General features: G+C 53.0%; 18 protein-coding genes. 10 read left to right on the top strand and 8 right to left on the bottom strand.

The genetic code is table 11. The features are described 5' to 3' along the window. Positions 1 to 7: 7 nt before the first annotated feature. The 3 genes from ABXS88_RS00580 (at position 8) to ABXS88_RS00570 (ending at position 4350) form a co-directional block, all read left to right on the top strand. Entirely contained in the window at positions 8 to 487 is a 480-nt protein-coding gene (locus tag ABXS88_RS00580; protein ID WP_353673276.1) for a Spy/CpxP family protein refolding chaperone, read from the top strand. A gap of 333 nt (positions 488 to 820) precedes the next feature. Continuing rightward, positions 821 to 2947, top strand: coding sequence for a cation:proton antiporter (locus ABXS88_RS00575; RefSeq protein WP_353673275.1), 2127 nt, complete (start codon positions 821 to 823; stop codon positions 2945 to 2947). Between the two features lie 74 nt (positions 2948 to 3021). Beyond that, positions 3022 to 4350, top strand: coding sequence for an aminopeptidase P N-terminal domain-containing protein (locus ABXS88_RS00570; RefSeq protein ID WP_353673274.1), 1329 nt, complete (start codon positions 3022 to 3024; stop codon positions 4348 to 4350). Positions 4351 to 4360: 10 nt separating this feature from the next. On the opposite strand, the gene ABXS88_RS00565 is transcribed toward ABXS88_RS00570, so the two are convergent. Next, entirely contained in the window at positions 4361 to 5206 is an 846-nt protein-coding gene (locus tag ABXS88_RS00565) for a slipin family protein (RefSeq protein WP_353673273.1), read from the bottom strand. A 403-nt stretch (positions 5207 to 5609) separates the two neighbouring features. Here ABXS88_RS00565 and ABXS88_RS00560 point away from each other — a divergent pair, with 403 nt between their 5' ends. After that, positions 5610 to 7076, top strand: a complete 1467-nt coding sequence (locus ABXS88_RS00560; protein ID WP_353673272.1) for a hypothetical protein — start codon at positions 5610 to 5612, stop codon at positions 7074 to 7076. 128 nt (positions 7077 to 7204) lie between these two features. Next, positions 7205 to 8026, top strand: coding sequence for a 30S ribosomal protein S2 (gene rpsB / locus ABXS88_RS00555; protein WP_353673271.1), 822 nt, complete (start codon positions 7205 to 7207; stop codon positions 8024 to 8026). Here rpsB and ABXS88_RS00550 read toward each other — a convergent pair. Then, the gene (locus ABXS88_RS00550; RefSeq protein ID WP_353674860.1) at positions 8023 to 8187 is read right to left on the bottom strand and encodes a hypothetical protein; all 165 of its coding nucleotides are present in this window, start codon (positions 8185 to 8187) and stop codon (positions 8023 to 8025) included. The two genes, rpsB and ABXS88_RS00550, sit on opposite strands and share 4 nt — an antisense overlap. Between ABXS88_RS00550 and tsf the strand changes: the two genes are divergently transcribed. Beyond that, positions 8129 to 8887, top strand: coding sequence for a translation elongation factor Ts (gene tsf, locus ABXS88_RS00545; protein ID WP_353673270.1), 759 nt, complete (start codon positions 8129 to 8131; stop codon positions 8885 to 8887). The genes ABXS88_RS00550 and tsf overlap by 59 nt on opposite strands. A 133-nt stretch (positions 8888 to 9020) precedes the next feature. Further along, the gene (locus ABXS88_RS00540) at positions 9021 to 11987 is read left to right on the top strand and encodes a UPF0182 family protein (protein ID WP_353673269.1); all 2967 of its coding nucleotides are present in this window, start codon (positions 9021 to 9023) and stop codon (positions 11985 to 11987) included. On the opposite strand, the gene ABXS88_RS00535 is transcribed toward ABXS88_RS00540, so the two are convergent. Then, positions 11971 to 12558, bottom strand: coding sequence for a heme-copper oxidase subunit III (locus tag ABXS88_RS00535; RefSeq protein WP_353673268.1), 588 nt, complete (start codon positions 12556 to 12558; stop codon positions 11971 to 11973). The genes ABXS88_RS00540 and ABXS88_RS00535 overlap by 17 nt on opposite strands. 139 nt (positions 12559 to 12697) lie before the next feature. On the opposite strand from ABXS88_RS00535, the gene speB reads away from it, so the two are divergent. Genes speB through miaA form a run of 3 tightly spaced genes read left to right on the top strand, consistent with a single transcriptional unit; the run spans position 12698 to position 15621 of the window. Further along, positions 12698 to 13612 carry an agmatinase gene (speB, locus tag ABXS88_RS00530; RefSeq protein ID WP_353673267.1) on the top strand — a complete coding sequence of 305 codons (915 nt, stop codon included), beginning with the start codon at positions 12698 to 12700 and terminating at the stop codon, positions 13610 to 13612. Beyond that, positions 13609 to 14718, top strand: a complete 1110-nt coding sequence (locus ABXS88_RS00525; RefSeq protein ID WP_353673266.1) for a Gfo/Idh/MocA family oxidoreductase — start codon at positions 13609 to 13611, stop codon at positions 14716 to 14718. The genes speB and ABXS88_RS00525 overlap by 4 nt, the downstream gene beginning before the upstream one ends. A gap of 3 nt (positions 14719 to 14721) precedes the next feature. Then, positions 14722 to 15621, top strand: coding sequence for a tRNA (adenosine(37)-N6)-dimethylallyltransferase MiaA (gene miaA / locus ABXS88_RS00520; protein WP_353673265.1), 900 nt, complete (start codon positions 14722 to 14724; stop codon positions 15619 to 15621). On the opposite strand, the gene ABXS88_RS00515 is transcribed toward miaA, so the two are convergent. From ABXS88_RS00515 to dnaK, 5 genes are all read right to left on the bottom strand, one after another. Further along, the gene (locus tag ABXS88_RS00515) at positions 15618 to 16247 is read right to left on the bottom strand and encodes a precorrin-8X methylmutase (protein WP_353673264.1); all 630 of its coding nucleotides are present in this window, start codon (positions 16245 to 16247) and stop codon (positions 15618 to 15620) included. The genes miaA and ABXS88_RS00515 overlap by 4 nt on opposite strands. A 32-nt stretch (positions 16248 to 16279) precedes the next feature. After that, positions 16280 to 17086, bottom strand: coding sequence for a TPM domain-containing protein (locus tag ABXS88_RS00510; protein ID WP_353673263.1), 807 nt, complete (start codon positions 17084 to 17086; stop codon positions 16280 to 16282). 72 nt (positions 17087 to 17158) lie between these two features. Further along, positions 17159 to 17860 carry a gamma-glutamyl-gamma-aminobutyrate hydrolase family protein gene (locus ABXS88_RS00505; protein WP_353673262.1) on the bottom strand — a complete coding sequence of 234 codons (702 nt, stop codon included), beginning with the start codon at positions 17858 to 17860 and terminating at the stop codon, positions 17159 to 17161. A gap of 102 nt (positions 17861 to 17962) precedes the next feature. Continuing rightward, the gene (locus ABXS88_RS00500; protein WP_353673261.1) at positions 17963 to 18859 is read right to left on the bottom strand and encodes a DnaJ C-terminal domain-containing protein; all 897 of its coding nucleotides are present in this window, start codon (positions 18857 to 18859) and stop codon (positions 17963 to 17965) included. A 75-nt stretch (positions 18860 to 18934) separates the two neighbouring features. Further along, positions 18935 to 21169, bottom strand: coding sequence for a molecular chaperone DnaK (gene dnaK, locus ABXS88_RS00495; protein ID WP_353673260.1), 2235 nt, complete (start codon positions 21167 to 21169; stop codon positions 18935 to 18937). Between the last annotated feature and the right edge of the window lie 190 nt (positions 21170 to 21359).

Genomic DNA, 21359 nt, shown 5'->3' with positions numbered 1-21359 from the left:
GTTGACAATGAAAATCAAATTTTTTGCCCTTGCCCTTGGCCTAATGTTCGTTGGCTTTAGCCCACTGACTGCCTTAGCCTTACCGGATGGCGCCTCCAATATGCCATGGCTCGCCCAAGGAGGGCCAGATGGAGGCAAAGGAGAACGTTGGCTCCAGCAGTTGAATCTATCTCCCCAGCAACAACAACAGCTCAGTGCGATTCGCCAGAAATATAAAGGACAGATGGAGCCAATTCGACAACAACTGCGGGCCAATCAGGATGAACTCCGCCAATTAATGGCCAGCGATACAACCAACGTCGCCAGTATCCGAGCTAAGCACGACCAAATTACCGGCCTACGGCAACAACTCGAGAAACTCCGCTTTGAAAGCATGCTAGAAAGCCGGGACATTCTCTCCCCGGAACAACGCCAACAACTGGCCCAACTCATGAATGCCCGTCGGGCCAAGTGGCAAAACAAACGCCAGGGCGCGAATAACCAATAATCTTCAATTACATTAGATTGCTCCGCTTCGCCTTCGTCTCCCTAGCTCTACTAGGGAGATTTTTGCAGGCCCTGCTAAACAACGCTATTGGCAGCACGAAAAATCGCAGACAGAGAGAATTAGTACGGGATAGTGGGCCAACGGACTCTGAACGCCTAGCTTCAAGGCCGCTTGCCCTGGAAGAATACACTGGACTTAATACCATACGCAAATTAACGGCCCTGGAGTTGCAAACCAAAGTTGGTGATTATTTTGGTTGTCCTCTATGCGACCCTCTTGCAAAAAAGGTTTCCTGAGCTGACACTAGGTCAAGCTATCCTAACTTTCCCTACCATGGAACCATTTCTCTCTACGGTCACCCACAACCCCTTGGTGGCCTTTACCATTCTTCTACTGGTAATCCTCACGATTCCTCCCTTGTTTGAACGCCTGCGTCTGCCGGGCCTGGTAGGGTTATTATTCGCAGGGGTTGTCCTCGGCCAGGATGGCCTGGGTCTGTTGAGCCACGACTCCGAAAGCATCAAACTTCTTTCCGATATTGGCAAAATTTACCTGATGTTTGTTGCGGGCCTAGAAATTGACCTGGTGGAATTTCGTAAAACCCGCAATCGTTCCCTGGCCTTTGGCCTGGCCACCTTTGCCGTACCGATGGCCATGGGGATTGCTGTGGGACAAGCCTTTGGTTTTGGCTGGAATCCGGCGGTTTTAATCGGTTCTCTGTTGGCCTCCCATACGCTTCTGGGCTATCCGATCGTGCAACGGTTGGGGGTGGTGCGCTCGGAAGCCGTGATGGTGACCATTGGCGCAACGATTTTTACGGATATTGCGGCCCTCCTCGTCTTAGCCGTCTGTGTGGCCATCCATGCAGGGGAATTTTCTCTGGGGAGTCTCGTCGTTCAGTTGGTACTTTTGGGTCTCTACAGTGTGGTTGTGCTGGTCGGTTTTGACTGGGCCGGTAAGGAATATTTCCGGCGTACTGGCGATGAGCAGAGTAATCAGTTTCTGTTTATTCTCCTAGCCGTCTTTTTAGCCGCTGTGGGGGCCCAGGTGATTAACATTGAACAGATCGTCGGGGCCTTTTTAGCGGGTCTGGCTGTCAATGATGTGGTGGGAGAAGGGCCCGTCAAGGAAAAGGTCGAGTTTGTCGGCAGTACCCTCTTTATTCCTTTCTTTTTTGTGGGTATGGGTCTCCTGCTGGATGTTCCGGCCTTTATCCAAACGCTCCAGTTTAATCTCCCCCTGGTGTTGGGTATTGTCGGGGGCCTGATTTTGTCCAAGTTTTTAGCGGCGGCCATTATTAAGCAATGCTTTCGCTATAACTGGATAGAAGGCCTAACCATGTGGTCTTTGTCCTTACCGCAGGTTGCGGCGACCCTAGCGGCGGCCGTGGCGGCTTACCAGGCCCAGAACGCCCTCGGGGTGCGCTTAATCAATGCCAACGTACTGAATAGTGTCATCGTCTTGATGCTGGTGACCTCCATTCTGGGGCCCCTGTTAACGGCTCGGTTTGCCCCCAAGCTTGCCTCCCAGACAGCCCTCGCCAAGGCTCCTGACTTGCAGGAACCCGCTAGTACCAACGACTGGATCACACCACCGGATAGGCCCCAGTCGGCCCTCTCGACTTTTCGGGTGATTGTGCCCCTGTCCAATCCCGACACCCAGCAATATCTGTTGGCGATGGGGGCCATGCTAGCCCGCTATGAATCAGGGGTGATGGTGCCCCTGGCCATTGCCAAGGCCCATGTCCACATGGACGACCCCCAATTGAATAACCGCCTCCAACAGAGCCAACATCTACTCCAGCAAGCCGAGGCCTTAGGCCAAGACCTCCAGGTAGCGACTCAACCGGCTATCCGCATTGATGATGATGTGGCCCTGGGCATTAGTCGCGCCGCACGGGAAAACGATGCCCAATTAATCGTGATGGGCTGGAGTGAAAGTACCACTGGCCTCCGGGCCAAGCTCTTCGGCAGTGTCATTGACGGTGTGTTTTGGTCAGCCCACTGCCCGGTGGCCGTTATGCGCTTGCTAGACAACCCCACTCAATTCCGGCGGATTCTCCTACCTCTGAAAAATATTGCGCCCCAATCCCTAAAAATTCTGCAATTTGCCCAACTTCTGGCCAAGGCGAATCAGGCCACCCTGACAGTGCTCCATGTTTGTGACCGCCATACCTCTTCTGAACAAACAGCCGCCTTCAAAACGGCCCTGACGGATTTGCTAGCCACTAGTCCTTTCTCCCTGCCCTGCCAGATTAAAATTGTGGTTCATGAAGATGCGGCGAAGGTTATTCTCCGGCTGGCCAAAGCTTTTGATCTAATTATTCTCCGTTCCTTCCGCCGTCGTACTGCTGGGGGTGTGACCATGAGTGATCTCACGGAACAGGTGCTCCATCAACTTCAATGTTCGGTGGTTATTTTTGGGGAACCCTTGGTGCATCGTCTGGTAGATAAGGCCTGAGGGTTTGAAGCGGCTACAGCCTTCGCGTTAGAGTAGCAGACAACCTGTGTTTCACGATTGCTTCAGAGCCTACTATGAATATTAGTCCTGCGGAATACCGTCAACGTCGCGCCCAACTGATGGAGAAAATTGGCCAGGGAACGGCGATTTTCCAGAGCGCCCCAACGGCGGTGATGCACAACGATGTGGAGTACGTCTTTCGGCAGGATAGTGATTTCTTCTATCTGACGGGTTTTAATGAACCAGAGGCTGTGGCTGTGCTGGCCCCCCACCATCCCGAACATCAGTTTATTCTGTTTGTCCAACCCAAAGACCCGGAAAAGGAAACCTGGACGGGCTACCGCTACGGTGTGGAAGGGGCCAAGGAACGCTTTGGGGCCGATGTGGCCTACTCCATTGCGGAACTAGAGGAACAGTTACCCCAGTATCTGGAAAAAGCTGACCGGATTTACTACCATCTCGGCCGTGACCACCATTTCAACGAGGTCGTTCTCAACCACTGGCAACGGTTAATGGCCAACTATCCCAAAAAGGGCATTGCGCCCAGGGCCTTGGAAAACCCCCATCCGTTGATTCATCCCCTACGCCAAATCAAAAGTCAAGAGGAATTGGCCCTTCTGCGCCAGGCCTGTCGCATTTCCGCCGAGGCCCATAACCGAGCCCAGCTATTCACCCAGGTCGGCCACTACGAATACCAAATCCAAGCGGAAATTGAACACACCTTCCGACTCCAGGGGGCCCTGGGGCCAGCCTATCCCTCCATTGTCGCCACCGGGGCCAATGCCTGCATCCTGCACTACATCAACAACGATGCCCAAATAAAGGAAAATGACCTGATCCTGATCGATGCCGGCTGTTCCTACGGCTACTACAACGGCGACATTACCCGCACCTTCCCCGTCAGTGGCAAATTTACCCCAGAACAAAAGGCCCTCTACGAAATTGTTCTAGAGGCCCAACGCCAGGCCATTGAAGCAGTTCAAGTAGGTAATCCCTATAACCAAATCCACGACACCGCCGTCCGGGTTTTGGTGGAAGGCCTGAAGGAGCTCGGTCTATTGGTGGGCGACAGTGAAGAAATCATCAAAGAAGAAAAATACAAGCCTTTCTATATGCACCGTACCGGCCACTGGCTGGGGCTGGATGTCCACGATGCCGGGGCCTATAAAGTCAACGAGGAAACCTGGTTGAGTCTCCAACCCGGCCAGGTATTAACTGTCGAACCGGGCCTCTACATTGCCCCGGATATCAAGCCAGCCGAGGGCCAACCGGAGGTTCCTGAACAATGGCGCGGCATTGGTATTCGCATTGAAGATGATGTACTGGTAACCGCTAGCGGACCTGAGGTATTAACCGCCGATGTCCCGAAGGCTGTGGCGGATCTAGAGGCCCGGAAAAATTAAGGCCATCACCCTAGGAATCTTGCTCCGGCGAGGCGGGCCGGAGATTTGTACCCATGGGTAATTCACCAATGACAAAGGTGTGTTTGCCCTTGCTGGCGATTTTGGTCAGGGTTTCCAGATATTGCAGGAATTTGATGTTGTCATCTTCCTTGATCAGCTGGGCCGCATTTTTCAAGGCCCGGGCCGTGGCCACCACGGAGCGAGCATTCTCCAAATCCGTCTGGGCCCGAATTTTAGCCTCTAGTTGACGGGCAAAGAGGTCTTGAATGGCTTTGGGGAAAGTGATATCCCGTAGGTACATGGCCGTCACCTCAATCCCATATTGGGCCAGGGTTTCGTTTAATCCCTCGGGAATATTCAAGAAAAAGTTCTGTCGTTGCTCATTCAGGGCCAAGCTATCTATCTGACTGATGGCCTCCCGCCAATACACCTGGCTGAGGGGATGCAGAATGCGCTCTACGGGAACATCAATGCCAACGTTATTGGTAACAAACAAGTAATCGGGGGGATCAATGTCACTGGGATCAATGAAGGTCAATAACTTTTCGCCATCCACAATTCGGTACCGCACACCGTAGGAGAAGCGGAGGGCAATGTTATCTTTGGTTAAGACTTCTTGACCACTGACCTCCAGGGTTCGTTCGGCCCGGGGCATGCGGATTACCTCTAGCTCCGACCAAAAATCCCAAAAATAATAGACGCCGGGTTCTAGTCGTCGTTCAAACTGATTACGGCGATAGAGTAGGCCGATATAACTGGGACGGATAAAAAAGCGACGTCCCCAAACCCAAAAATGGGAGGAAAAGGGGAAGCTGAGTCGCCTCAATTGCTGAGTCTGCTGAGTTCTAGAGCGCATAGAATAGCTGAAAGTGAACTTGGCCTCTAGAGGAAGAGGAGGGCCATCTCCCCTCAAGACGGAACCTTGGTTAAGGTCAGGGCCAGGCCCCGCCGGTATCCCCAAGATTGCAGGTCTGAATGGGATTGAGTCTTTAACACTCGATAACGGTCTTCCTCCAGAGGTTTGCTAAGGATAGGGTCTCACCAACCCAAGGTGGGACTTACGCCGCAATTCCTGTATTTTCGTAAGTCCCGAGGACACGCCTTTGTTATACAGGTGGCGGTTATTGACTTTTATTCTGGCATGGCCTTGGCAATCTGGTTTTCCAGGCAGAAAGTATGGTCTCGGAAGCCCCAGTTTTTCAGGCTCTACCCTAAAATACAAAAGACGATGTGTCTGGCATGGCGCCGCCCCTACTTCCATGGACTCCTCTATTAAGCTCACCCCCAACCCGGCGATTACCCAGGTCTTCACTCCGGCGAATACAGCTATTTTCACCTCGGTCGGCCTCCATGCCTTTATTTTGGGGCTGATCCTACCTAGTTTTCACTGGAATGAGCCGCCAGCTCCCAGCGAGAGAAGCCGAGAAACCGTCGGGGTTATTGAGCTGAGTCCGGCAGAACAGAGTCGCCTTCCACATCCATCGCCCCTCACCACTAATGTAGCGGTCTTACCAAATCCAGCGGTTCCTGGTGCCAATCCGGCCCTGCCCTCTCTCCCCAGCAGTGACTACAACTACAATAATATTCCTGGTCTGAACGCCATTCCAGCCCCGCCGGCCCTACCCAATCTGCCCAGCTATCCTCCCAACTTGCCGCCTCTTTCCAGTTATGGGAACTTAAGCAATCTCCCCATTGCGGCTCCCCCCGTTTCCTTACCCCCTTTACCTTCTATACCGCCTCTTCCTAACTCCCGCCGACTGCCCTCCCTCCCGGGTCTTCCCTTTGGCAATAACGGCAATGCCATTGACCGCGACCAGGCCTCGGCCCCGCAACGTCCTAATTTTGGTGAACTACAACCGATGCGGGGAACGGATTTTATTACCCGCGCTCCCCAGCCCCCAGGGGAACAGCTAGAGACGCTCCAGGCCACGGGCGAAGATACTCCCATAGCTCAGGCTCGCAATAATGATTTGATCTGGCAAGCTCGCCAAGGGGCCACCATTAAGGAACGAATTACCTTAACAGGAGCATATCCCCGGATTGCCTGTCGCAATCAGACGGAAGCCACAGTGGTTTACAATGTCGCCCCCGATGGAGAGCTAACGCCGATTAGTACTTCACGCTATCCCATTTTTAATGAAATCGCGCAGAAAGCCATTGCGGGCCAAAGTGTTCGTCAACCCACCCAGATTAGTGTGAACTTTCGCTACGATCCCCAACTCTGCGCAAGCCTAGGGGTTGTACCGACACCGTCCCAGACGCTGCCCAGCCTCCCCGATGTCAATCCGACTAATAATCAGGCCCCCCGGCCCAGTTTGCCGAATAACACGCCTGCCCCGATAGCCGCCCCACCAACACGGCCGACGTTGCCCCCCCCCGCCGATAATTCACCAGAAACCGTTGCCCCGGCCCAGATTCCAGCGGCCCAACCCCGCTCTGTCCGGCCGACCTTGCCTGAAATTCCCCTGCCCCAAACGCCGCCGGCCAATTCCCTCCCTGATACCCCAGTGACGGTTCCCAACGAGGCCACGCCCCCACCCGTTGATGCCGGCCAGCCGGCTAAGCCCCCGCAGAATTTACTGGAAAGTAAAGGCAGTCGCCTCCAGGAACAACAAAATAATCGGGTCAATTCCCCTAACCCCCGTGAGGCGGCTCCCCTGGTTAACAATTCCCCAACGGCTGAAACGGAAGCCTTACCTGGCCCGGCCCTGGGCAAAAAAGAATAATTTGGGAATCGACTCGGCCATCTGCTAAGCTGGAAAGGTTGTCAAAATTCGCACATTCAGGTTTTCGGGTGTTTCTAACACGGAAATTCCCCTGGATGGAGGATAAACCCGAATAGGAGAAAATTAATATGCCGGTTGTCTCTCTTGCAGAATTGCTAGAGTCTGGGGTTCACTTTGGTCATCAGACCCGCCGCTGGAACCCCCGTATGGCCCCTTACATCTACACGGCCCGCAATGGGGTTCATATTATTGACCTCGTGCAAACGGCCCAATTGATTGAAGATGCCTACGATTACGTCCGTAAATCCACAGAGCAGGGCAAGCGCTTTTTGTTCATCGGTACTAAACGCCAAGCTGCTGGCATTATTGCCCAGGAAGCTGAACGCTGTGGGGCTAATTATGTTAACCAACGCTGGTTGGGAGGAATGCTCACCAACTGGGAAACCATTCGTAACCGGGTCGAGCGCCTGAAGGAACTGGAAACCCTAGAGTCCAGTGGAGCCATCGACCGTCGTCCCAAAAAAGAAGCCTCTGTTCTCCGTCGTGAACTGGGTAAACTCCAGAAATACCTGGGGGGCATCAAGACCATGCGGAAAATTCCCGATGTGGTAGTGGTGGTGGACCAACGCCGGGAATACAATGCCATCCAGGAATGCCAAAAACTCGGAATTCCCATCATTGCGCTGTTGGATACCAACTGCGACCCCGATGCGGTGGATATTCCCATTCCCGCCAACGATGATGCGATTCGCTCTATTAAATTAATTCTGGGCAAGTTGGCCGATGCCATCTACGAAGGCCGCCATGGCCAGTTAGAAGGAAGCGATGATTACGAAGGCTTCGAGGATGCCCTCGACGAGAGCGATGACGCGACCTACGCCGATGAGGCTGACCTAGTGGAAGACAGCAACTATCTTGATAAAGACGACGATCAGGACGATGATAACTAGGGTTTAGGCTTGACGGGGGCCAGTTCTGTATCGCCGATCACCTGGCCCCACTCTGAGCGACCGCCCGTGTAATCATAGAAACTTACGAGTAGGAAAAGACCAATGGCAGAAATTTCAGCAAAGTTAGTCAAGGAACTAAGAGACAAAACCGGCGCTGGCATGATGGACTGCAAAAAGGCCCTCGCTGAAACCCAGGGCGAGATGGAAAAGGCCATTGAGTGGTTGCGCCAAAAAGGGATTGCCTCCGCAGATAAAAAAGCGGGACGGACTGCCGCCGAGGGCCTGGTTCATAGCTATATTCACTTTGGCGGCCGGATTGGGGTCTTGGTGGAAGTCAACTGCGAAACCGACTTTGTGGCTAGAGGTGACCGCTTTAAAGATTTAGTCAACGATGTGGCGATGCAAATTGCCGCTTGCCCTAATGTTGAATACGTCAAAGTTGAAGATATTCCAGCCGACGTGGCCCTGAAAGAAAAAGAGATTGAAATGGGCCGCGATGATTTGGGCAATAAACCCGAAAACATCAAGGAAAAGATCGTTCAAGGCCGCATCGACAAGCGTTTGAAAGAGTTGGCCCTGCTCGACCAACCCTACATCAAAGACCAAAACATGACCGTCGGGGAATTGGTGAAAAAAGCCGTTGCCGAATTAGGAGAAAATATCCAAGTACGGCGCTTTATTCGCTTCAACCTGGGAGAAGGCATTGAAAAAGAAACCGTTAACTTTGCCGACGAAGTGGCCGCTCAAACGGGTCAAAAAGTAGCCGAGCCGGCCCCTGTAGAGGAAGCCGCTCCTGCCGCTGAGGTAGCCAAGGCTGAAGAAAAACCCAAGGCCAGCGGTAAGGGCAAGAAGAAAAAATAGATTTTTCGCCTAGATGTCTCCTCCGGGTTCTACCTGGGGGAGTTTTTTATGGCCCTGGGGGCCTGGCCCCAATCCCCAGGCTCCGACGACAGACCGCCTATAATCGGATTATCGACCCTCATTCCTAGAAACTGTGAACACCCAGCCTCTTCCTTGGCGATTTCTGCTGGCTTTCTTAGCCGGGGTGCTAGGTATTGAACTGGTCGCCCATTTCTACATTGAAATGCTCTGGTTTCAGGAGTTGGGCTACCTCCAGGTCTTTTTTACCCGTCTTCGTTGGGAATTCTTGCTAGCAACGGCGGGAACGCTACTTTCATTAGCTTTTTTAGGATGGCACTACCGGCAGGCCCGTGGTCTAGCCTGGCCCGCTGTCATTTCCTCAAACCGTCGGCTCACCTCACGCTATCTACCCCAGCCACCGCCGTTGGATTCAACCCCACCCCGCACGGCTCCTCTGGGATTGGCCTGGTTGTTGCCGCTCATTATTGGGATTGAGCTTCTACTAGCGGCCCTGGTGATCTACTACGGTAAAACGGCCCTGACGGCCTGGACGCTGGACTTTAATTTACCGGAAATTATTCCCGCCGTTCCCAAGCCCTTCCAGGTAAAGGTTTTGTGGGAATGGTTCTACGATTTACCTTCTAATTTGCTATCAGGACTGATCCTGCTGGGGATTGTGGGCCTGACTTGGTGGCGACGTACCTGGGCCCTTCCGACGCTGATCACGATTCTGAGCTTGATGGGGGGGGGCATTCTAGCCGGGAATTGGACGCATATTGTCCAGTTTTTGCATTATCAAAACTTTCCCGCTCAAGACCCTCAATTTGGGCGCAATATTGGCTTTTATATTTTTTACCTCCCGGTTTGGCAGTTGCTAGAAACCTGGCTACGGGGCCTGTTTCTCTTTGCCTTTTTAGTCACCGTCCTGACCTACCTCCAGTCGGCTAATAGTCTCTCGGAGGGCAAGTTTCCAGGCTTTTCTCGTCCCCAACTCCGCCATCTTTGTCGCCTAGGGGCTTTAGTGGCCCTGATCTTGTCCCTGGGCCATGGCCTGCGTCGCTACCAATACCTCTACACAGTTCATCCCGTAGTCTACGGGGCTAATTATAGTGATATTCATATTCGCCTACCCCTGGAAACGGCTCTGGTGTTATTGAGTTTAACGATGGCCCTGTGGTTAGGCTGGCTAGGAAAATGGGGTTGGTCTCGTTCTCCCAAATTACGCTCCCCCAGCCACTGGGTTCCCCTCCGGTTTTCTGTTTGGCCGTTTTTGCTTTACCTTTTCTTGCTGGTAACACAACTGCTGCTTGCCCAAGGAGTGGAACTGCTCAATGTTCAGCCCAACCAATTAGACCGAGAACGGCCCTATCTGGCCCGCAGTATTGCAGCCACCCGAGCTGCCTTTGGCCTAGATACCATCCAATCCCTGACCCTTTCTGGCACCGGCCCCCTTAGTTATCAGGATTTACTTAATAACCATTTAACATTAGACAATATTCGTCTCTGGGATCCCATCCCCCTACTCAAAACCAATCGTCAACTTCAGCAAATTCGCCTTTACTATAAATTCCCCGATGCTGACCTCGACCGCTACACCATCCGTGTCCAATCCACCGAGCAACCTGACCAAATTACAACGGCCAAACAACAAGTTTTGATCGCCAGCCGAGAACTAGATTACAATGCCGTACCAGCGGAAGCTAAGACCTGGGTTAACGAACATTTGGTCTATACCCACGGCTACGGTTTTACCCTCTCCCCCGTCAACCTAGTGGATCAAGGGGGCCTCCCCTTCTATTTCGTCAAGGACATTGGCACCGAAACCCAGCAGGATGCCTTGCGAACTTCCAGTGAGTTAATCCGCAGTAGTATCCCTATTAGTAAACCTCGTATCTATTTTGGAGAACTAACGGATACCTACGTGATGACCAGCACAAAAGTGCGAGAGTTTGATTTTCCCAGTGGCCAAGACAACGTCTACAATATCTACGATGGCAAAGGCGGCGTTCGTCTGGGAGGGTATCTCCGACATGGATTGTTTGCCTGGTATCTACGGGACTGGAAGATAATCTTTACCCGCAACTTTACGCCAGATACCCAAGTCCTCTTTCGCCGCAATATTAATCGCCGTATCCGGGAATTGGCCCCCTTTCTTCACTTTGATCGCAATCCCTACTTAGTCACAGCGAAGGCTCATCCCCGCGATGATACGAGTCTGTACTGGGTTGTTGATGCCTACACCACCAGTCACTACTACCCCTACGCCGACCCCGGAGAGCGCAATTTTAACTATATTCGTAATTCCGTTAAGATCGTCATCGATGCCTACAACGGTGATGTCCGCTTCTACGCCATGGATCCTAGCGACCCAATTCTACGAAGTTGGCAAGGGGTTTTTCCCGGATTGTTTCAACCCCTGGCGGCCATGCCCAAGACCCTGCGCAGTCATATTCGCTACCCCGTCGATCTTTTCAGTACTCAGTCGGAACGATTGCTGACCTACCACATGACGGATATTGATGTTTTTTATAATCGGGAAGACCAGTGGCAAATTCCTCGGGAAATCTACGGTAGTGAACCGACCCCCGTCAGTCCCTACTACCTGATCATGAAATTAACGGGTATCAATAACCAGGAGGAGGAATTTGTCCTCTCCCAGGTTTATACACCCATTAGTCGTAATAATTTAAACGCCCTTTTGTTTGCTCGTTCTGATGAACAAAACTATGGCAAATTACTCCTCTACACTCTACCCAAGGAGCGCCTCGTCTATGGGCCAGAGCAGATCGAGGCCTTAATCAACCAAGATCCGGTCATTTCCGAGCGTATTAGTCTTTGGAGCCGGGATGGTTCACGGGTGATCCAAGGTAACTTGCTGGTGATTCCCATTGAAGAATCTCTGCTGTACGTCGAACCCATTTATCTGGAAGCAGAGAAAAACAGTTTACCCACCCTGGCCCGAGTGATTGTGGTCTACGGTAATCAGATTGCTATGGCGGAAACCCTCAACCAGGCCCTGGCGGCCATTTTTGAAACTCCGGCTAACCCCTTCCCGGCCATTGTCCGTCCTGTGCAAGCCGATGTCACGGAGAATAAATAGCACCAGCGGGCCAAAGGTAGAGCAGAGCAAAGAGCACCAGCCAGATGCCATCAACAAAATGCCAAAATAGGGCCACCGCTGTCACGCCGGCATGGCCCCTACGAAAATTGCGGGGATTGAGAGAGCGGCGATAAATATACAGCAACAGCAGGACTCCCGTCAGCACATGCAGGCCATGGAAACCCGTTAGGAGGTAGAAGGTTGCCCCGGCTGGCCCTGCATCCAAGCTAAAGGGCATGGCTTGCCATTCAGCCGCCTGGCCAAAGAGAAAAATAATTCCGAGGGTCGCCGTGAGAAGCCAAAGACGGCGGAAAAGCACCACTTGATGTCGCTCTAGGGCCTGCTCGGCCAAAATCACGGCCCCACTGCTAACGACTAAAATAATGGTATTAATGGCGGCTCGGGGTATATCCAGTCCGGTTACCCCCGTTGGAAACCATTGGGGCGTTTTGAGCCGCAAGATGGCATAGGTAATAAAAAAACTGATGAAAACAATACTTTCAGACAGTAGAAACACCGGAAAACCAAAGCCCAGATGGTTCTTTTCTTCCGGGGAAGACGGATTGACCATAATGACAATGCCCAGGAGGGAGAATTTCCCTCGATTTTAGCGGTAATGGGTTGAAATCTCCTCCTCCGGGAGGCTCTAGGGGAGTACGGGGACAGGTTTTAGATGATAGGCTGGAAAACAGTTCTTTTTAAGCAAAGTCATGACTGTTACGCCGCTAGTAGCCATTAAGCAATTTTTGGGATCAGAGGCTGAAACGCCCTACGCTCAGGCCCAAGCTGTGATTCTGCCCATTCCCTACGAGGCGACAACGACCTATCGCAAGGGTTGTGAGCAAGGCCCGGATGCCGTTCTAGCGGCTTCAGATCAACTAGAGGCCTACGACGAAGAACTCCGCCAAGAAACCTGCCACCAGTTTGGCATTCATACCCTACCCTACGTGGCGGATACCCGCCTCCATCCCGATCTCACGGCGGAACAAATGCTGACGGCCGTGACTCAAGCGGTGACCCAGGCCCTGGCTGACGGGAAATTTGTGGTGGCAGTAGGGGGAGAACACGCCATTACCACAGGCGTCGTCCAGGCCTATCAGCAAGTCTATGACAACGATTTTACGGTGGTGCAGATCGATGCCCATGGCGATATGCGGGATCGTTTTGAGGGGTCGCGCCATAACCATGCCTGTGTGATGCGGCGGGTACTGGAATTGGGCCTGCCAACTCTGCCGGTGGGGATCCGGGCTATTTGCCAAGAAGAAGCGGATTTGATTGCCGAAAAAAACATTCCCGTTGTTTGGGCCCGAGAAATGGCAGTGAATCCCCATTGGATCGATCAAGCGCTTCAGCAGATTAAAACTGAGAAAGTTTTCATCACCATTGATGTAGATGGCCTAGACCCCAGCTTTATGCCCGGCGTGGGAACCCCAGAACCAGGGGGCATGGGCTGGTACGAAACCCTACGCTTTTTACGACGCATTTTTGAACGCCATGAGGTGATTGGCTGCGATGTGATGGAACTGGCACCCGTGGTGGATTCGGTGGTGTCGGAGTTTTCAACGGCCAAGTTGATCTATAAGCTCATGGGTTACAAGGCCTTTTGTTCAGGAGGAAACCCATGAGCACCCCATTGGGAGTCGCCGTGGTCGGTACCGGCTTCGGCAAAATCATTCACATTCCCGCCTTTCAGCACCACCCCGGCACTGAGTTAGTGGCGGTCTATCATCGAGATTTGGGCACGGCCAAGGCCATTGCCGATCAACACCAGATTCCCCATGCCCATAACCAACTGGAGAAGATTCTACGCTTGCCGGAGGTGCAGGCCGTTAGTATTGCCACACCGCCTTTTTTGCACTATGCCATGGCCAAACAAGTCCTAGCGGCGGGTAAGCATCTTCTGTTGGAAAAACCCCTCACCCTACGGGCTGAAGAAACCCGAGAACTCTATCATTTAGCCCAGCAAAATCAGGTGATCGCCATGGCGGATTTTGAATTTCGCTTCATTCCGGCCTGGCAATGCCTGGCGCAATATTTGGCCCAGGGGGCCGTGGGGAAACTACGGTTCGTGAAGGTGGATTGGTTAGTGGGCAGTCGGGCCAATCCAGAGCGGCCCTGGAATTGGTATGCCCAGGCGGAACAGGGGGGCGGGGCCTTGGGGGCCTTGGGTTCCCATAGTTTTGACTACCTGCATTGGCTCTTTGGCCCAGCCCAGGAACTTTCCGCCCGTCTCAGTTGTGCCATTACTGAACGCCCTGATCCCCTGGACAATCGTCAACCCAAGCCCGTTACCGCCGACGATACGGCCCTGATCAGTTTGACCCTAGCTGGGGGCGTTCCTTGTCAGATCAATCTGAGTTCTGTGACCTACGCGGGCCGGGGTCATTGGCTGGAGGTTTACGGCGAGAAAGGAACCCTCGTTTTAGGCAGTGACAACCTCAAGGATTATGTCCATGGTTTTCGGCTCTGGGCCGCTCCCGCCGGTAAGGCCCTCACCGAAGTAGAAATTCCCAAGGAATTGGCCTTTTCCCAGGTTTTTACCGATGGCCGCCTCGCCCCTTTTCTAAGGGTGGTCGATCAATGGTTAGCAGCAATTACTGAGGGCGTCTCCCTGGCCCCCTCCCTCCGAGAAGGCACCTACTCCCAATTGCTAATGGATCTGACCCACCAGGCCCACCAGCAGAAACGATGGGTTGCTGTTCCCGACTTGACGGCTTATCTAGCCCAGTAGCCCATGGCCCAGCCCTTTGTGATCGTGGTTTGTGGCCCGACTGCTAGCGGAAAATCCCAGTTGGCCCTGCAATTGGCCCTGCGCCTAAAGACAGTGATCCTCAGTGCCGACTCCCGCCAAATCTATCGGGAATTCGATATTGGCACCGCCAAGCCATCTCCCGCTGACCAGGCCCTGGTGCCCCACTACCTGATCGATATTTGTGATCCGCAGGAAACCCTCACCCTGGCTGATTATCAACTCCAGGCCCAGCAGTTAATTGAACAACTGCCGTCCCCTCTGCTCCTGGTAGGGGGAACGGGTCTTTATCTCAAGGCCATTACTCGCGGCCTGCTTATTCCCCGCGTTGCTCCCGATACGGCCCTCCGAGAACAATTGCAATCCTTGGGCCAGGCCCATTGCTATCAGTTGTTGAGTCAAGTGGATCCCGAGGCCTGTCAAAAAATTAAGCCCGCCGATGCTGTCCGTACCCTGCGGGCCTTGGAGGTCTATTACGTCACGGGCCAGCCCATTTCCCAACAACAGGGAGAAAATCCGCCCACCTACCCAATTCTTCAGATTGGACTCGGTTGTGACACCGATGTACTAAATCAGCGGATCGCCCGACGCACCCAGGCCATGCTCGATCAGGGCCTTGTGGCCGAAGTAGCTAGCCTAATGCAAAAATATGGCCCTGGCTTACCGCTATTACAAACCCTGGGTTACGCCGAAATCAAAACCTATCTAGCGGGCAAAACCTCTCTAGCAGAGGCCCAAAGGGCCATTGCGCTTCATACACGCCAATTTGCTAAACGTCAGCGCACTTGGTTCCGGGGCCAGCCCGATATTCATTGGTTTGATGTTGCCGACTCTAACCTCTTCGAAAAGATTTGGGATTTAATAGCAGCGGCTTTTGCTGTCTAACCCACTGCCTGGGCACTCTGCTCATAGGCCTGCCAGGCCAGATCCACCAGGCCATTGAGAATGGCAACAGCTACCACCGCATTGCCCTTGCGTCCCGTCACCGTAATGTTGGGAATATTGGCCTGATACAGTTGCTTTTTAGCCTCTTCGGCTCCGATAAACCCCGAAGGTGTGGCAATCACTAAGGCCGGCCGCAGACGCTGTTGTTGTACTAGTTCTACCAAGGAATGGAGGGCCGGTAGAGAATCACCGATGATAAAAATCCCCTCGGGGTAGCGGCTGGCCAAGGTTTCCAGGCCCCAGGCCGCTTGGGGTTTATTTTTCTGAGGCCGGGTAATGGTTTGCGTACTACAGTAAACCGGGTTGGCAAAGGTTTGTTGCAATCGAGAGACCACCCCCACTTGTACCATAGGTACATCCACAATGATTGTTGTCCGAGAGGCCAGGGCCGCCGCACCAGCCGGTAGAACCCGCTCAGAAAAACGAAGTAGATGTTGGTACTCAAAATCAGCAGTAGCGTAAACCACACGACGAACAATTTCGTACTCTGCTGGCGACCAAAAATCACTATCTATTTCCTGGTCGATCAGAGCTAAACTTTTGGCGTCGATGAGGTGCAGATCCATGGTGGTTGCTCAGAAAAGGGGGGCGCTTAGTCTTAAGTTTTAGACGGATTGGGTTGATTTAGCAAGGGCGAAAGGTAAGCCACAAGAATACCGAGGGTAAATCCCATCAAGTTGCGCACCAAGGGCAACCAATCACTGGTACGACTGACAACTGGGCCAATACCAAAGGCAATCACCAAAATTCCCCACAGGGGCGACATAATTAACACCCATTGCCAAGCAAAAATTTGGCCCTCTTTGCGGGGAATGGCGGCAAAACCAACGATCAAACCACCAACAATCGACGTTACCAGGGTTAAAATCCATTGTTCACGGGGTAGACCAGGGACAACATTACAGCCCCCTTGTACTAAACACCCCTTGACGGTATCCAGGGCCTCAGTAATGGCGAGGTTTTCCCCATTGTCCCGAACAAAATACATATTACCGAAGCGGGCCTGGAGTTCAATCCAGAAGGTACGAGGCATCAATTCATAGACTGCATCCCCAATGCTAAAGGCCAGAAGGTTGCCGCCTCGAGCATCCGCTACCAACAAAATACTTTTATCGTCCAGGCCCCAGAAATTAATCACAGCCCGGCCCGGACTACGGTCGTACTGCGTCAGAATCCTCAGCTTCCAGCCTGTCTCAGCTTCAAATTGTTGAATCTCTTGGATCAGCTTATCTTCCTGGGGTTGGGGCAAAAAGTTGGCTAGGTCAACGATGGGAGTAACTTGCTCCGGGAGCAGTTCTGGGTTGTTTACTGCTAACGCTGGGGTGGGGTTGATCAGCCAAAGCCAGAACGCTGTACCGATTGCGACGAAGGCCAGACACCAACCTCGAAAGCCTAAGTTATTCATAGAGACAGGCCAAGAAGACAGAATTTTTTCAGATTCGTTACACTTGTTTACTTTACTTTAATCACTCTCGGCTTAGCAAGAAACCCCTGCCCTCAGAAACTGGAGAACTTCCACCATCAATTGATTAATAACTTGGTAGTCTGCTGGCGAAGCTGCTAGAATCGCTTGTTCTGACTGGATGTAGAGGCCAGGCACTAATTCATCACGGCAATGGGCCACCAGGGCCAGGGCCGAGGCGGGGGTGGTTTCCAGATGAAATTGTAGTCCCAGGACAGAACGCCCCAGTTGAAAGGCCTGATGCGGACAGGCCTGGCTACGGGCCAGAAGTTGGGCTCCAGTCGGTAAATCAAAGGTTTCGCCGTGCCAGTGAAAGACCCTTTGGGAAGCCGGAAAGATAAAGGTATCAGGTTGCTGAGGCCCTGTGCCCATAATCGGAAACCAACCAATTTCCTTGTGGGGGTTGGGGTAGACCTGAGCGCCGCTGGCCCGGGCAATCAGTTGAGCCCCTAAACAAATGCCTAGGGTGGGGATGCGGACTTCTAGACACTGACGAATGAATTGCAGTTCCGCCGTCAACCAAGGATATGCGGCGACATCATTGACACTCATCGGCCCGCCGAGAATAATCAGCAGATCAATGTCCTCCGGTTCCGGTAGGTGCCACGACGTCTCAAAGAAACCAGTTTGGGTGATGGTATCGTTATTGGCCCTGAGCCAGTCTTCGATACTGCCCAGGCCCTCAAAGGGAACGTGTTGTAGGTAGTGAGCCCGCATGGTGTATTTTCATCCTTTGTGGTTCAGACATGATCTCTAACATCGCTCTTTCTGAAGAGAATACATGCTACTACATTTACCCATTTATCAAGTTTTAGAGCCTTAGGTTGTCAATAATCCCTGGCGGGGGTTGTAGGTTTCAAGTTGGCGCAGAGATTCGTAAAGAGCCAATTCCTCCGCGCTGGGTTCTGGGGGAATCGCAATCTGAATTTCTACCAATTGGTCGCCCCGGTTGCCCTGGCCATCGGGATAGCCTTTCTGGGCCAGGCGCAGACGTTGGCCCGCCTTGACTCCCTTGGGAACGGTCATTTTAACCGGCCCATCAATAGTGGGAACTTCAATGGCCCCGCCCAGGATCGCTTCACTGGGCGTGACCGGAATGGTACAAAAAATATCGGTTCCCTGGAGTTCCCAAAAGGGGTGGGGTTCGAGGCTAATTTTGAGGTATAGGTCTCCGCCATTCAGGCCCTGGGCTTTAAGACGGATGCGTTGGCCGTTGGCCATGCCCTTGGGCATCTCGACTTCTAGGGAACGGCCATCCTCTAGGCGAATTCGTTCTTGCCCCCCCCGATAGGCCTTTTCTAAGGGCAGAGTCAGCTTTGCTTCTACATCCCGGGGTAGGGGACGAGAGGATGCGCCAACGACTTTGGTTCGTTTCGTCGTACTAGCACTATAGTCCCGCCAGTATTCTGCTGGTTGACGGGGGGGGGAGGCCGTTTCATAGGTAGCATTGCCATTGCTACGGGGAGGGGCTGGTCGGGGACGGCGATTAGGACGACCGAACAGAAGGGCATCGTAGTCGGCCCGCTTAGCTTCATCGGAGAGGACATCGTAGGCCTCGTTGATATCCTTAAACTTTTCCTCCGCGAGGCGGTCATTGGGATTGACATCAGGATGGTACTGACGAGCTAACTTACGAAAGGATTTTTTAATCTCTTCGTTGGTCGCGTTGCGCGAGACCCCTAAAATTTGGTAGTAATTTCTCCCTTTTTGCTGCATGGCCAAACAACCGTTGACAAATCCCCAACTAACCTAGGTTTGCATTAACTTTAAAATTCTGGATCCTGAAGACGTTTAGAACCAATCATCATCGTCTTCTTCATCCCAGGTATTTTCCGGGGGAAGAGGGCGCTGACGGCGACTTGGACGGTTACTAGTCCGTTCTTCGTAGCGACCATTATCCGTTGGTATGGGGCGGGAACGAGGGCCAGGGGAGGCAAAGTCATTATTCTGCTGCCAGTCATCTTCAGAGCGGCTACTGCCGTAGGTGCGTTGACGGGAGACGCGGGGCTGATCCCAATCGCTGTAGGCTGTAGAGCGGTAATTTTCCGGCCCTGGCCCACGGCCGGGCATGCGGTAGGAGGCTCCCCCCAGATTGCTCGACGACTCTGGGTACTCGCGGCGATAATTGGGCCGAGGGTCGTAGTCATCTTCCTCGTCGTCACCAATAAAGGTCTTCTTGAGGGTGCTAAAGAAGCCCGTATCCTCTTCTTCGTATTGCAAACGCACTTCTCGATTCAGTTCGTAGAGGACATCCTGAAGGTCACTCTGGGCCCGGTCGAGGCGGCGGTCGTCTTCTTTTTCCAGGGCCTCTAAAATTTCTGCCGATAGGGCTTCCACCTGACGACGATAGGAAACGGTGAAGGCACTACCAAAGTCCAAGGTAACTTCCTTGAGGCGACGTTGGGCCTGATCCGTCAGGGCCTTGGCCTGATTGCGTTTTTCAATGCGTTCCCGGCGTTCGCGGTCTTGGTCGGCGAATTGTTCGGCCTCTTGGATCATGCGGTTCACTTCACTTTCCGTCAGCACTGAGGCCCCTTGCACCGTAATGCTTTGTTCTCGACCCGTCGTTTTATCCCGGGCCGTGACCTGCAAAATACCGTTGGCATCAATATCAAAGGACACCTGAACTTGAGGAATGCCTCGGGGGGCCGGGGGAATGCCACTTAGTTTAAAGCGTCCCAGGGATTTATTGTCACTGGCCATTTCCCGCTCCCCTTGCAGGACATGGACTTCCACCACGGTTTGATTATTTTCGCCGGTGGAAAAAATATCCGATTTGCGCACCGGAATGGTGGTGTTGCGGGGCAACAGTTTTTTCATGACACCGCCGATGGTTTCCAGACCCAGGGACAAGGGCGTCACATCCAAGAGCAAAATATCCTTCACCTCACCACCCAAAATGCCCGCCTGAATGGCAGCCCCAATGGCCACCACTTCATCGGGGTTTACGTTTTCGTTGGGTTCTCGGTCAATAAAACTCCGCACTAGGGATTTAATCATGGGCATCCGGGTGCCTCCCCCGACCAGCACCACTTCATCTACCTGTACTGGACTCAGTCCCGCATCCTTCAACACCCGTTTAATCGGGCGGCGCAGACGTGTTACCAGATCCCCGCACAATTCTTCAAATTGGGAGCGAGTGAGGCGGGTTTCCAGGTGCTTGGGGCCATCTTCCGTAGCGGTAATAAAGGGCAAGTTAATATCGGTAACACTCACCCCCGACAGTTCAATTTTGGCCTTTTCTGCGGCCTCCGTTAACCGTTGCAAAGATTGCCGATCCTGCCGCAAATCAACTTTTTCCGCTTCTAGAAATTGCTCCGCCAGCCAATCTACAATGCGCCGGTCAAAATCATTCCCCCCTAGTTGGGTGTCGCCGCTGGTCGCTTTGACTTCAAAAATGCCATCACCGACTTCCAGCACCGAGACATCAAAGGTGCCGCCCCCCAAATCAAAGACCAGAATTTTCTGACTGCGCCGTTGTTCTAACCCATAGGCTAGGGAGGCCGCCGTCGGTTCGTTAATAATACGGAGCACTTCCAGACCGGCAATGCGTCCCGCATCCCTCGTCGCCTGGCGTTGGGAATCATTAAAATAGGCTGGGACAGTAATCACGGCCCCCGTTACCTTTTCCCCTAGATAACGACTGGCCTCCTCGGCTAATTTCCGCAGAATCATGGCCGAGATTTCTTCCGGAGCAAAGTCTTTTTTCAGGCGGGGACAACGGATTTTAATGTTGTCGGCTTCGTCGCGGCGGATGGTGTAGGGAACCCGCTTCGACTCTGCACTCAGTTCTCCATAACGTCGGCCCATGAAGCGTTTGACAGCATAAAACGTATTTTGGGGATTCAGTACTGATTGTCGCCGGGCCATCTGGCCCACCACCAATTCCCCATCCTTGTTGAAGCCCACCGCCGAAGGGGTTGTTCTCATGCCCTCAGCATTGGCAATCACAACAGGCTTGCCCCCTTCCATCACTGCGACTACGGAGTTTGTTGTTCCTAGGTCAATTCCGACTACTTTACCCATGCTGGTTTTCTCTGCCGACGCTGCGCCAACTTTCTGGATCAATCACTATAGCTTGTTCTGAACTATTATACGGTCTGCTTTCCGTTCCGGAGGAACTCGATATCCCGGCTGAAACTCCATGCCGGCCCCTAACCCTCCACAAAAAGATCCATCCTTGGCCCCGGGCCTTATCCCCCATCCCTGAAGCCCG

Origin of the sequence: Synechocystis sp. LKSZ1 (genome assembly GCF_040436315.1) — a bacterium.
In the GTDB taxonomy this organism is placed as follows: domain Bacteria; phylum Cyanobacteriota; class Cyanobacteriia; order Cyanobacteriales; family Microcystaceae; genus Synechocystis.
The sequence above is the reverse complement of the archived record's forward strand: the minus strand, read 5'-3'. Positions and strand labels throughout refer to the sequence as shown.